Genomic DNA, 13,070 nt, shown 5'->3' with positions numbered 1-13,070 from the left:
ATAGTGTCATCTAAAGAAATGAAGGAATTAGAAAAAAAGGCTATAAACGATTTTGGAATAGATAGTTTGATTTTAATGGAAAGAGCTGGAGTGTCAACAGTAGAAGTTTTATGGAATGAATTGGAAAAATTATCAAAATACAGTTATTTAGTGTTTTGTGGACCTGGAAATAATGGAGGAGATGGTCTTGTAATTGCAAGAGAACTGTTAAATTATACAGAAGCAGTAAAAGTAGTTTTTATAGATGATTTTGTTACAGAAGAGGCAAAAAAGAATTTTGAAGTTTATAAATCGTTTGGCGGAGAGGTAATAAAAATTTCAAAGGAGAATATTTTGGAAGTGCCTAAATTATTGGGAAACAGTGATGTGGTAATAGATGCTATTTTTGGTACTGGATTATCAAAAATAGTGGAAGGAATTTATGCAGAAATTATTGATTATATAAATTTATATTCAAAATTTACGGTTTCAGTTGATATACCAACAGGTGTTTCAGCTGATACTGCAAGAGTTTTGGGAACGGCAATTAAGGCAGATTTAACAGTTACTTTTGAATACCCAAAAGTTGGCCATTTTTTATTTCCTGGAAGAGCACTTACTGGAAAGTTAAAAGTAGTTAAAATTGGTATACCGAAGATTTTGGGGGCTATTTACCCATGTGATAAGTTACTTTTAACGAAAAGTTATTTTGAGGTTCCAAAAAGATTAAAGGAAAGTAATAAATCGACTTATGGAAAAGTTATTGTTATTGGTGGTTCTGAAAATTATATAGGTGCGCCTTTATTATCTGTGTTAGGGGCTTTAAGGGCTGGTGTTGGAAGGGTGTATATTGCAGGTAATAATAAAGTTGTAGTTAATGCGGTAAATTATGAGCCTGGAATTATTCCTATTACAATAGATTTTACTGAAAATAGTTTGTATGAGATAGAAAAGGTGCTTGATTCAAATACAGTTGTTGTAATTGGACCTGGATTGGGAAGAAGAGAAGAAATAAGTGAATTTGTAAAAAAAGTTTTTGAAAATGTAAATGTACCGATAATAGTTGATGCAGATGGTATATACTATCTTTCAAGATTTAAAGATGAAATTTTATTTAAAGAAAAAGTTGTAATAACACCTCATCCAGGTGAATTTGCAAAATTTATGGAAATGAAAATATCTGAAGTAAAATATAATTATAAACTAGTAAAAGAAACTGCAGAAAGATATAATTTAGTAATTGCTTTAAAAGATGTTACGACTATAATTTCGGATGGAGAAAGTATTTATTTCAATTTAACGGGAAATTCCTCTTTGTCAAAAGGTGGAAGTGGGGATATATTAAGTGGAGTTATAGCAGGATTTGTTGCACAGAACCATGAGGTATTAAATGGAGTACTTACAGGAATTTATACAATGGGACTTGCTGCTGAAATGTATAAATACGAGGGGCGTAATTTCGTTAGTGAAATTCTTGATTATTTACCAAAAGCTATTGCGGAGGTGATAAAGTGAATGACAATCTTGTAAGATTTATTAGAAAAATTATGAAAGAGGGGAAATACCAGTTAGCGGAAAGTATAATACAAATAGTTGAAAGAGAATATCCATTTTTAAAATTTGAATATGCTGTTTTTTCAGGTGATTTAGAAAATGCAAGAAAGATATTTGAAAGTTTGAGTTATGAAGAGAAATTTTTTTATGGCATTGCACTTAAAACGGGAGAGATACAGGTTGGTGATTTAGAAAATGCAGTAGAAAAAATTTATAATGAACTTGATAAAAATATAGATTATAATTCAATAAAAAGTGAGTATCCAGAAGTTGTTCAAGTGATAAGACTTGAATTAGAAAAAGCAATTAGAAATAATGATAAAGAGCTTATAAGATATTTGAAAGGTATTTTATTAAATTTCGAACCAAATTTAGATTTAGAACTCCAAGAAAAAAAACCACAAAATATTAACATATTTATTATGGGAACTTTGATTATTATATTGATTTTTACAATTATCTCATTGTTTAATCCGACTATATTTTCATTAAAAAATTCTTTAGATAAAATAAATTCAAAAATTGAAGTTAATTTTGAAAAATTGAATACAAAAATTTTGGAATCAAGTAATGAAGTAAAAAATGAGATTATTTCCTCGAATGAAACAGTCTCTAAAATCTTGGAGGAAATAAAAACATTACAAAAGGAAAGTTCTAAAAATCTTATTTTAAAACTTTCTGAAGTTGAAGAAAACTTAAAAGTACTTGAAAATTCTAAAGATAAAGAAACAAAAAGTGTTGAACTATTTGAAAGGTTAAATCCAAAAAATATTGAAACCTTACGTTTTTTATGGTTAATGGGATATGAATATTATAGACAGAAAAATTATTTAATGTCGATTAATATTTTGGAATTTGTAATAGATAAAGCTGTTTCTTTGAATGTGAAGAATATTTATTTCTTAGATGATACATATTATTATAGAGCTTTAAATTATTATCAGATAGGTGATTTTGAAAAATCTTACTTGTTATTTAAAGATTTTATAGAAAGATTTCCAAATAGTACTTATAGCAAGCATGCAAAGTATTTTATTGAAAGAGTAGGAGGTCTCAGATGATATATCCGGAATTTGAGTTGAAACCTCAATTTTTAAATAAGTTTCCTTTAAATTGGGATGAAATTTTTGGAAATTATGGTCCAATTCATGTGGAACTTGGTTTTGGGAATGGGGAATATGCGGCTTACTATACTAGTAAGAATAAGAATATTAATTATATTGGATTTGAGCTTTCAATTACATCTATGGTGAAAGCACAAAGAAAATTAAAACGAAATGGTATAAAAAATGCAAAATTAATTCTCTGTGATGCAAGGTTTGGTGTGAGAGAATTTTTTAGCGACGATTCTATTGATAAGTTGATAATGAATTTTCCTGTTCCTTGGTATAAAAATTCACAGGCACATAGAAGAATAATAATTAAGGATTTTTTCAATGTATTGTCAGTAGTTTTAAAATACAATGGGGAATTTGAACTTGTTACTGATCAAGAGTGGTACGCAATTGAAGCATACGAAAATGCAAAGGAGAGCGGATACTTTAAAGTAAATGATATCGAAAAAAACCCTAAACGTGAATTTTTAACCAGATATGAGAAAAAATGGATAAGATTTAATAGAGATATTTTTAGATTAAAGGTTTGGAAAATCAAAAAGGGAAAGATAACACGTTTGTTGAGGAGTGAGGATGATATGCCACATGCTGTGGGAAAAATAACAGAACAAAAGGTATTGGAATTAAAGGGACAAGTTTTTAAGGAAGATAATAAGATTTTTGTGGTTAAAAATGTTTATAAGGAAGTAAATGGAGATGCTTATATATTTAAAATTATATCTTCTGATGATGAATTTACGCAACATTACTTTTTAGTTTTATACCCTAAGGAGAAGATGAAGTGGGTATTAAAATTAGATAGTGAATCAAACCCGTATAGAACACCTGCTGTAAAGTGGTCCGTAAAAAAGATTATGGAGGTGCTCGAGTGAAATTTGGAGTAATTGGTGCAGGAAGTTGGGGATGTGCTTTTGCAAATTTGTTGGTTGATAATGGACAAGATGTATTGGTTTGGGCTAGAAGAAAGGAAGTAGTATTTGAAATAAATGTTTTAAAAAAGATAAGTTATTTAAATGGGATTAGACCAAAATTTAATGCTTCAGATAACATACAAGAAGTTGTGGATTTTTCGGACTATCTTGTTATAGCTATACCTGTGCAATTTATAAGGGAAAATTTAAGTAAGATTAAGTATTGGGATAATGTTAAAGGAATCGTTAACTTATCAAAGGGTTTAGAGATAAAGACTTTAAAACGAGTTTCGGAAATTATAAGAGATTTTGTTAGTATACCCTATACCGTTCTTTCAGGACCATCACATGCTGAAGAAGTAGCTGAAAATATACCTACAGCTGTAACAATCGCCGGTGAAAATGTTGAAGAATTACAAATATTGTTCAGTAATGATTATTTTAGAGTGTATACCTCTGATGATGTGGTTGGGATAGAGATTTCTGGTGCTTTGAAGAATGTTATGGCAATTGCCGCAGGAGTTTTAGATGGATTAGGTGGGTGGGATAATTCAAAAGCGGCACTAATGACACGTGCTTTATATGAAATGATAAAGTTTGGAAAAATCTTTGGAGCACAGGAAAAAACTTTTTTTGGACTTTCAGGCGTAGGAGATTTGATGGTCACATGTAATAGTAGACATAGTAGAAATAGACTTTTGGGAGAGTTAATAGCAAAAGGTCAAACACTTGAAGAGGTAATGAAAAATACCAAAATGGTTGCAGAGGGTATGTATACTGTGAAAGCTGTTGTTGAGCTTTCCTTAAAGAGAGGTATAGATATGCCTATTTCTAGTGAAGTGTTTAAAATACTATACGCAAATAAAAATCCAAGGCTATCTATGTTGGATTTAATGAGGAGGCCATTAAAAGAAGAATGGTACATTTAATTAATATTATTTTAGGTACTTTGTTCTTGAGTGTATTTTCGGGGAAAGAATATTTTTTTCTAAATCTTTTTGTTTCAATAATAGTATATGAAATTTTCAAGCAAAATGTTTTAAATTTTTCTAAATTGGTGTTTTTACTTTTAAAGTATATTCCCAAAACTTTGTATGAATCAATTTTGGTTTTCTTTATTAAAAATGAAAAAATCGAATTTGAGGAATATAAAGATGATTTTGAGATGTTAATAAAGATATTGTATATAACATTAACACCAAAGACAATAGCTTTTGATCACGATGACAGATTCCTTTATATTCATAAATTAGGTGATTGAGATGGTAGCAATATTGTTAATATTGATTTCATTATTTATTTCGATAATTGGGATTGGATATTTTAAGAATGTTTATGAAAAATTGATTCCTCTTCTTTCTATTTCTACTAAGATATCAATTTTGTTGTTGGTATATTCATATTATAGTGATTTGCCAATAATAGTAGATGTTGCAATTTTTTATGTTTTGATTTCAATAGGTGGAGCATTTGCTATTACTTCATTTCTTTCAAGGAGTGATTGATGATAATAATTTTTGGTGCTTTTTTGATGTTAATTGGGAATATTTTTGCGTTGTTTAATAAAAACATGTTTAAAAAACTACACTATTTGAGCGCGGGAGATACTGGTGGAGGGATTTTGATATTAATAGGTTTATTAATACGCGGTTTTCAAATTGAAAAGATTTTAGTTGCACTTTTAATTATGTTAATAGGAATGCCTGCAGTAACTTATTTTATTTCAATTTCTTTTGTTAGAAAGGATAAAAGATAATGATGCAGTATGTTTTATCTTTTTTTGCGGTTTTGGTAACTATTTTTGTGTTTTTTTCTAAAAAAGTATTTAATTCTTTTTTATATAGAACGGTACTGAGTGTTTTGATGGTTGCAATTTACGTTGTATATTTAGCACCAGATGTGGCAATTACCGAAGCAATGCTTGGAGCTTTGTTGACTACATTTGTTTACTTACTCTCTTTTAAAATTCATTCAAAATTGAAGGTGGCTGTTGTAAGGATCCCAGTTATTTGTCAAAAATATCAAGATACTTTTGCGGGAATTATTCCAAAAATTTTAGAAGATTTTTCAAAAGAGTATAATCATAAGATTGAATACGTTGAAGTTTTAACAATTGGGGAATGTATGAAGTTAATTGAGAAAGGCGAAGTGGATTTAGGTATAACATTCAAAGGTGATTTTAAAATTTTAGATGTGCCTTATTATATGGTTAATAACAAAGAATTGAGTTATTTTGAATTAATTAATTTAAATAGTTTAAGTGAGATAAGAAAAATTTCAAATAAGGTTTTTTACCTAACTTTTTCCGATAAAAATTCTATTGAATTTATGGAATTTAGTTCTTTTTATACGCAAGATTATTTGAAGAAAATTTTGAAAAATTATAAATTGGGAGGGATATAAATGTCGTACGTTCAAGAAGCAATCGGTAAAATTATTGATTTGTGTGAGATTCCAAGTCCTACTGGTTTTACAAATAGGATAATGAATTATTTGATTAATGAAGTTAGAAAATTAGGTTTTAGATATGAATATACTAATAAAAAAAGCTTAATTGTAGATTTAGGTCATGGGGATAGCAATGCAATATTACTTATGGCGCACGTTGATACACTTGGTGCTATGGTTAGATCAATAAAACCAAATGGTAGATTAAAGTTAACAAGAATTGGTGGGTATCCTTTTTCGCATATTGAAAATGAAAATTGTATAGTTTTCACAAGAGATAACAAAGCATATACTGGTACAATTTATAACATACATCCTTCAGTCCACGTTTATAATGATACTGGAACTATTGAAAGAAATGAAAATAACGTGGAAGTTGTTTTAGATCAGAAAGTTTATAGCAAGGAAGATGTGGAAAACCTTGGAATAAGGCCAGGTGATTATATAGCATTTGAGCCAAGAACTGTTTTAACAAGAACTGGATTTTTAAAAAGTAGATTTTTAGATGATAAAGCAGGAGCAGGTATTTTGCTAACTTTGGCAAAGGTAATAAGAGATTTTACTATAGAACCAAAAAGAAAGATCTATATTATGTTTACAAGTTATGAGGAAGTTGGTCATGGAGCATCTTCTGGAATTCCAGATGACGTAACAGAAGTTATTGCTGTAGATATGGGAGCAGTGGGAGATGATTTAGATTCAGATGTCTATTCAGTTTCAGTTTGTGCCAAAGATTCAAGTGGACCGTATGATTATGATGTAGTTGGTAAATTGATAAGAGCTGCTGAACTATCAAAGGTAAATTTTACTGTTGATATATATCCGTATTATAGTTCTGATGCAAGTGCTGCAGTGCGTGCGGGATATAACGTAAAACATGGATTAATTGGTCCTGGGATTTATGCGTCACATGGCTATGAAAGAACTCATGTCGATGCAATTGAAGCAACACTTAAACTTCTTCAAAAGTATCTTGAATTGGAATGATGTGTTAAAATACAATTAGAATAAACTTATGTGGAGGGATTTTTTTGTCAAGTCACCGTAATTTAACTAAAGCAGAAAGAAAATATCTTTTGATTGTATATCTTACTTTAAACTCAATGGGCTGGACAAGATTAAAGAAAGTATCGGATTATGCAGGAGTTAAAATGCCTTCTGCGAAGCAGACTTTAAATTCATTGGCAAAAAAAGGTTTGATTTATTATGAAAAAAGAGGAGCTATAACTTTAACTGAGGAAGGTAAAAACATAGCTTTGAAGGAAAATAAAAACATTCAAGCATTTAGAAGATTTTTGATAGAATTCTTGAAAATAGAACCTTTAAAAGCACAAGAAGCATGTTTTAAGATATATTTTGATTTGGGGGATGAAGTCGCTGAAAAGTTTGTTTTATTTGCAAAGTTTATGAATGAGTGCCCGCAGGAAAAGCCATTGTTTTTAAAGCATTTTGATGAGTTTTTAAAGAATAATAAGATAATAAGTAAATGTCCATTTATGACTAAAAAGGAGGATAAATATGGAGATTGATATTTTATTGAATATTGATAAGAACGATGTACATTATTTGAGTTACATTTTAGAAGCGCAAGATAATATGGTTAATATAAGAAAATACGAAGGTGGAATTTTAAGGATTATTACAACCGATTATTTTAAAAAGGACATTTTAAAAATGTTAGATAGTTTAAAAATGGATATAGATTTTGATATTGTTGAAATTAGAAAAAATTCTGGAAGTGCAGATTAATGTTAAAGAAGATGGTATTTTTATTTATTTTTGTTCCAATGTTTTTATTCTCTAATGTTTTTTATTATTTGTATGAAGAAAATGATATGTGTAAGTTGTGTGATGGAGAGTTTTTTCCTAACACAACAAATTTGGTAGCTGTATACGGTGATTCACGTTTTGGAAATAAAGTTCATATAAAAATTGTAGAGTTGATTTCTTCTTATAATCCAACTGTCGTAGTTCATTTGGGGGATATGGTAAATAGAGGAGATAGGAAAGAGGAGTGGAATACTTTTTTTAAAATAACAAAAAACTTGAGAAAAAATTCTTATTTCCAATTAGTAAAAGGCAATCACGAGAATCCTGATGTTTATTATAAAAAGTATTTTGGATTGTACAATTATTATGCAGATTTTAAGAAATATAGACTTATTTTTTTGGATCCGTATACGAAAGGTTATTTAGAATTTTTAGAAAATTATGGAAATGAGAGAAGCATAGTCTTTTTGCATTATCCAATTTATACAGTTGGACCACATTGGAAAGATAGATTGGATTTGTCAAAATTAGATAAAATTATTGCTGATAAAGGTATTAAAATTGTTATTTCTGGGCATGAGCATAATTATCAACATTTTTATGTTAATAATACTCATTATATTATTACCGGAGGTGCTGGTGCATCACTTTATGGGAAAGTGATTGATAATGAATATCTTGTATCGTTTTATAAAGAATATCATTTCGTTTTGTTGAAACTTAATGATGATTTAAATATAAAGGTTATAGATCTCAATAACAAAATATTGGAGGAGTTTAACGTTGAATTTTGATTTTGTTTTTAAGGAAATTTTTTTTAATGAAATTAATGAGTTATATGAATTTAGAAAAAGTGTTTTAAGCGAAACAAAATTTTTAGTAACTTCTCTAGAAGAATTGATGGATTTTAAATCTTTTAAGAAATATGTAGAATTCTACATTGAAAATGAGTTAAGAAAGATTTTTATCGCTAAGTTAGAAAACAAAATTATAGGTGAAATTGATATAATGATTCATGAAAGAAAACGTATGAGACATGTTGCTGAATATGGAATATCTGTTTTACGGGAATTTAGAGGAATGGGTATTGGTAAAAAGCTTATTCAGATTGCAGAAGAGTGGGTTTTTAAGAATGGAGTAAAAAGAATTCAATTGGAAGTAATTGAGAGTAATTTAATTGCAATTAATCTTTATATTAAACTTGGATATAAAATCGAAGGTAGAAAGAAAAAAGCTGTGAATTTAGATGGAAATTATGTTGATCTTTTAATAATGGCAAAAGTAAAGGAATGATAGGATGAGGAAGTTACCCGTTATTTTTTTTGTTATTTTTTTTATGGTTTTGCCTTATTTAATGTTTAAAATGGATTTGTCTTACTCAAAATTTCAACTAAATGAGTATGAAAAAATTGCTGATTTTGATTATGAAAATTATGAAAATTTGATTGCAAACATAATTTCAAACAAACAACCAGAAGGTTATGTAGTAGAAAGAAATAAAATATACTATATGGGGAAGGTTTTTAAAGTTGAAAATCTTTCAGAGGGGATTTCAATTGTAAAGTTTGGTGAAACTTCAAATCTTATTTATGTAAAAGATAATGCTTTTTATACAATTCCTAAAATAACATCTTATTTTGTATTTTTTACTAATGATAAAAAGATAGTTAATAGTAACAATTTTTCTGTAAGTTTTAATGAAATGTTTCCTGATGTTAAAGGTAATATTACTTATTATAACGGGAAAAAAGTTTTATTTAAAATAGTTGAAAAAAAAGACTTGAATTTTTTGGTTTATTCTGCTTATCCAGCACATCATATAATGTTGTATTTTGTATTTGTCCCAGTTTCTTTGTTTATTATTTACTATTTCTTTTTTTACTTAAAACGTTTTGAAAGGGAACCTGAAAGAAAGCTAAAAAAGACGGTTAAAGCATTAAAAATCTTGAAAAATATAATTGAAAATTGCGAAAACAAAGATGATTTTAAGGATGATATTAAAGAACTAAAAAAAATTTTTAAGGGGGATTAGGTGTGATTTTATACATTGATTCTTTCTTTTCGATAAAGGAAGTGTTTGATTATCTAGTACCAATTATAGTTGAAAAACGATATATTGTTTGTAACAGCTATTTTGACTGGAATTTAAGTGAGTGTATTTATATTGGCAGTGAAGAGTTTAATGATATAAATTTTAATATATATAAATGTAAGGAAAAAGATTCAAATATCGATATTTTCATTGAATTTAATGATGAAAATTTTGAATTATTTAAGATTAGAAATTTCGTTTCAAAAGAATTATTTAAAAAGAAAGTAAACTGTGAAAGAGAGGTATTAAAAATAGAAAATTCTTTTGAAAAAAATGAAATTATTATAAATTTAAATATGGATTTTTTAATAGAGCATCCTAACGTATTTTCTGTAAAGAATGCGGAGAAATACCTTGATTTAATAATTTTTTCTAGATTGTTGAGAATTGTAGAAAAGTTAGGCTACATAATTAACTCAGATAATACTTTAATTTATAAGGTAAAATTTAAGAGTGATTATGCTCTTTTTCAGAGTTTTTGGAATGAAGTGGAGAAATTAAATATGAATATTAGTATTGATATACAAAAAAAGTGTTTTTTTAATAGTTTAAAGAATGTAAATAATGTTTTGGAATTAATACCTTTATCTATTTTAAAATCATTTTTAATGCAGGATGTAAATATAGATATTATTATCAAAGAATTAGAATTTTTTAAAAGAGTAATTTTAGGAGGGGATAAATAATGATAAGTACAAAAATGGGTGATGATGGAAAGACATTTTTGGCAAATGGTGAGAGAGTAGACAAAGATAATATCAGAGTAGAAGCGTATGGAACGATAGATGAGCTGGTATCATTTCTTGGATTGGCAAAAATTGGTTTGGATGTGAATGAAAAAACTATAATTGAAGAAATTCAAAAGGATTTGTTTAGAATAGCTACTGAATTAGCAAAAGGTGAAAAATTTATTGAGCTTATTGACAAAAGAGATGTTGATAGAGTAACAAAATATGTAGAAAATTACGAAAAGAAATTAAATATAAGCTCTTTTGTAATACCGGGTGCTAAAAAGGAAAGTGCATTACTTGATGTTTGTAGAACAATTGCAAGAAGAGGCGAAAGATACATTGTTAGACTGTCAAAAGTCGAAAATGTAAGATTACAGTTATTGGCGTATATTAATAGGATTTCAGATTTACTTTATGTTATTGCAAGATATTTAGAAAATGATGAAATAAATAAGATATCTGTATCTGATTTATAAAAAAGATAAGAATTGGTATTTGATTAAAATTTTTATTGTGATATATTTGTCATAGATAATATTAGAGGGGGGATTTTTTTGATATATATTAACGGAAATAGCTTAACCGTTGAGGATGTTCATAAAGTATCGAGAAAATATGAACAAGTTTTGCTTGATGATAAGGCCAAAAAAAATGTTGAACTTTCTAGAAAAAAAGTTGAAGAAATTTTAGAAAAAAACAAACCAGTTTACGGTGTGAATACAGGTTTTGGTGCATTGGTTAATGTAAGAATTTCAAAAGAAGAATTAGAGGATTTACAAAAAAATATTGTGTTATCTCATTCAGCAGGTATCGGTGAGCCACTGAACTATGATATCGTTCGTGCGATGATGTTGTTGAGGGCTAATTCATTAGCAAAAGGTTTTTCAGGGGTAAGAGTGTCGGTAATAGAAAAATTAGTAGAGTTTTTGAATAAAGATGTTGTACCATATGTGCCGGAGAAGGGGAGTGTTGGTGCAAGTGGTGATTTGGCACCATTATCACATATTTCAATGGCACTAATTGGTGAAGGATATGTTTTAAAGAATGGCAAGAAAGTTGAAACAAGAGAAATATTGAAAGAAAAAAATATAACACCATTGACTTTAAAAGAAAAAGAAGGCTTAAGTTTATTAAATGGCACGCAATTTATGACAGCGATACTTTCACTTGTTGTCAGAGATATGTTTAGATTAATAGAAATTGCAACTTTAATTGCAGCAGCATCAACAGATGTTTTACTTGGGACACCAGTCGCATTTGATGATAGATTGCAAAGAGTAAGAAATCATAAAGGCCAAATTTATATTGCCGAATTACTGAGAAAATATCTTAATAAGAGTAAATTAAGAGAATCACACATCAAATGTTCTAATGTCCAAGATGCATACACACTTAGAGCTATTCCTCAGGTTTATGGTGCAGTGTATGATACTCTTGAATTTGCCAAAAAAGTTGCTGAAAATGAAATTAATGCGGCAACGGATAATCCGTTAATATTTGATGAGGAAATAATTAGTGGTGGAAATTTCCATGGTGAACCAGTTGCATTAGTTTGTGATTATTTATCTATAGCGTTAACTGATTTAGGTAATATGATCGAAAGAAGAATTGATAGATTGGTAAACCCACTAGTTAATAGGGGATTACCTGCATTTCTTGCATCTGGAAAAGAGGGACTTAACTCTGGTTATATGATTTGGCAATATGCGGCTGCTGCAATATGTAATGAAAATAAAGTTTTATCTCATCCTGCATCATGTGATACGATTCCAACATCTGCATACCAAGAAGATCATGTAAGTATGGGAGCAACTTCTGCAAGGAAGTTAAGAAAAATTTATACAAATGTAGTAGATTTAATATCAATTGAGACAATGTTAGTTAGGGTTGCTTTGGAATTTAGGCGTCCATTAAAGTCCTCTAAAATGATTGAAGATTTTCTTTCAAATATTAATATCGAAATGAATGGTGATAGATATTTTGGAGAAGATTTTGAAAATGTAAGAGAATACATACTTTCGGAGGTGGTTAAATGAAACTACAATTTAAACTCATACTATCCTTAGTATTGGTAGCAATAATTGCTACGGTAACAAGTGTTTCAATTTCATCATATCTTGCCTTCAAAAACGTTTCAAAAAGCGCAAGTACTATAAACGAACTCATCCTTACCTCGATCTCCAAAGACGTACATGCAGAACTAGAAAACATCATTGATCCAATTTACAAGTATGCAACAGGGGGGTCACTTACCCCATATTTGATGAATGCGACAAGTGATTTAGGAAAAAAACAACTTGCATGGGGAATTAGAAATGCAAGAAATGCGTTAAAAAAAGAGGGGGTTATCCAGACATTTATCGTATTAGAAACAGGTGAAGTACTTGATGAGACAGGTGAGTTATCAATTAATTTTCCAGAGAAGTTAAAAGATATAATTGACAAGATAAAAAACAAGGAAAAAGAATAT

The 13,070-nt window shown here is 28.7% G+C and carries 17 protein-coding genes and 1 pseudogene; all 18 read left to right on the top strand.

Features of this window, described 5'->3' with window-relative positions; translation table 11 throughout:
• The first annotated feature begins 3 nt into the window (after positions 1-3).
• A complete protein-coding gene (locus tag XO08_RS00400) occupies positions 4-1,494 on the top strand; it encodes an NAD(P)H-hydrate dehydratase (protein ID WP_232218236.1) in 1,491 nt (496 codons plus the stop codon).
• Complete coding sequence (locus tag XO08_RS00395) at positions 1,491-2,594, top strand: tol-pal system YbgF family protein (protein WP_075665112.1); 1,104 nt, start codon at positions 1,491-1,493, stop codon at positions 2,592-2,594. The genes XO08_RS00400 and XO08_RS00395 overlap by 4 nt, the downstream gene beginning before the upstream one ends.
• Complete coding sequence (gene trmB / locus XO08_RS00390; protein ID WP_075665111.1) at positions 2,591-3,520, top strand: tRNA (guanosine(46)-N7)-methyltransferase TrmB; 930 nt, start codon at positions 2,591-2,593, stop codon at positions 3,518-3,520. Before XO08_RS00395 ends, trmB begins: the two co-directional genes overlap by 4 nt.
• A complete protein-coding gene (locus XO08_RS00385; RefSeq protein ID WP_075665110.1) occupies positions 3,517-4,488 on the top strand; it encodes an NAD(P)H-dependent glycerol-3-phosphate dehydrogenase in 972 nt (323 codons plus the stop codon). The genes trmB and XO08_RS00385 overlap by 4 nt, the downstream gene beginning before the upstream one ends.
• Positions 4,476-4,820: a hypothetical protein gene (locus XO08_RS00380; protein ID WP_075665109.1), complete on the top strand. Its 345-nt coding sequence runs from the start codon at positions 4,476-4,478 to the stop codon at positions 4,818-4,820. The genes XO08_RS00385 and XO08_RS00380 overlap by 13 nt, the downstream gene beginning before the upstream one ends.
• Before the next feature lies 1 nt (position 4,821).
• A complete protein-coding gene (locus tag XO08_RS00375; protein ID WP_075665108.1) occupies positions 4,822-5,064 on the top strand; it encodes a hypothetical protein in 243 nt (80 codons plus the stop codon).
• A complete protein-coding gene (locus XO08_RS00370) occupies positions 5,064-5,315 on the top strand; it encodes a monovalent cation/H(+) antiporter subunit G (RefSeq protein ID WP_172799323.1) in 252 nt (83 codons plus the stop codon). The genes XO08_RS00375 and XO08_RS00370 overlap by 1 nt, the downstream gene beginning before the upstream one ends.
• Positions 5,315-5,962 carry a Na(+)/H(+) antiporter subunit B gene (locus XO08_RS00365; RefSeq protein WP_075665106.1) on the top strand — a complete coding sequence of 216 codons (648 nt, stop codon included), beginning with the start codon at positions 5,315-5,317 and terminating at the stop codon, positions 5,960-5,962. The genes XO08_RS00370 and XO08_RS00365 overlap by 1 nt, the downstream gene beginning before the upstream one ends.
• On the top strand, positions 5,963-6,994 hold the full coding sequence (locus tag XO08_RS00360; protein WP_075665105.1) for a M42 family metallopeptidase: 1,032 nt from the start codon (positions 5,963-5,965) through the stop codon (positions 6,992-6,994). It begins immediately after the preceding gene.
• A gap of 44 nt (positions 6,995-7,038) precedes the next feature.
• Positions 7,039-7,536 carry a metal-dependent transcriptional regulator gene (locus tag XO08_RS00355; RefSeq protein WP_075665104.1) on the top strand — a complete coding sequence of 166 codons (498 nt, stop codon included), beginning with the start codon at positions 7,039-7,041 and terminating at the stop codon, positions 7,534-7,536.
• The gene (locus tag XO08_RS00350) at positions 7,526-7,756 is read left to right on the top strand and encodes a DUF4911 domain-containing protein (RefSeq protein ID WP_075665103.1); all 231 of its coding nucleotides are present in this window, start codon (positions 7,526-7,528) and stop codon (positions 7,754-7,756) included. The genes XO08_RS00355 and XO08_RS00350 overlap by 11 nt, the downstream gene beginning before the upstream one ends.
• Positions 7,756-8,571 (top strand): metallophosphoesterase, encoded by an 816-nt coding sequence (locus XO08_RS00345; RefSeq protein ID WP_088368810.1) that lies wholly within the window; start codon positions 7,756-7,758, stop codon positions 8,569-8,571. Before XO08_RS00350 ends, XO08_RS00345 begins: the two co-directional genes overlap by 1 nt.
• Positions 8,561-9,070, top strand: a complete 510-nt coding sequence (locus XO08_RS00340; RefSeq protein ID WP_075665102.1) for a GNAT family N-acetyltransferase — start codon at positions 8,561-8,563, stop codon at positions 9,068-9,070. Before XO08_RS00345 ends, XO08_RS00340 begins: the two co-directional genes overlap by 11 nt.
• A gap of 4 nt (positions 9,071-9,074) precedes the next feature.
• Positions 9,075-9,809 carry a hypothetical protein gene (locus tag XO08_RS00335; protein ID WP_075665101.1) on the top strand — a complete coding sequence of 245 codons (735 nt, stop codon included), beginning with the start codon at positions 9,075-9,077 and terminating at the stop codon, positions 9,807-9,809.
• Between the two features lie 2 nt (positions 9,810-9,811).
• Complete coding sequence (locus XO08_RS00330; RefSeq protein WP_075665100.1) at positions 9,812-10,555, top strand: hypothetical protein; 744 nt, start codon at positions 9,812-9,814, stop codon at positions 10,553-10,555.
• Positions 10,555-11,076, top strand: a complete 522-nt coding sequence (locus tag XO08_RS00325) for a cob(I)yrinic acid a,c-diamide adenosyltransferase (protein ID WP_075665099.1) — start codon at positions 10,555-10,557, stop codon at positions 11,074-11,076. The genes XO08_RS00330 and XO08_RS00325 overlap by 1 nt, the downstream gene beginning before the upstream one ends.
• Positions 11,077-11,154: 78 nt before the next feature.
• Positions 11,155-12,636 (top strand): histidine ammonia-lyase, encoded by a 1,482-nt coding sequence (gene hutH, locus XO08_RS00320; RefSeq protein WP_075665098.1) that lies wholly within the window; start codon positions 11,155-11,157, stop codon positions 12,634-12,636.
• Positions 12,633-13,070: pseudogene (locus XO08_RS00315) on the top strand (methyl-accepting chemotaxis protein); the annotation flags it as partial. The gene hutH and the pseudogene XO08_RS00315, both read left to right, overlap by 4 nt.

Origin of the sequence: Thermosipho sp. 1074 (assembly GCF_001999655.1) — a bacterium.
GTDB lineage: Bacteria > Thermotogota > Thermotogae > Thermotogales > Fervidobacteriaceae > Thermosipho > Thermosipho affectus.
This window is presented reverse-complemented; position numbering and strand designations above follow the sequence as displayed.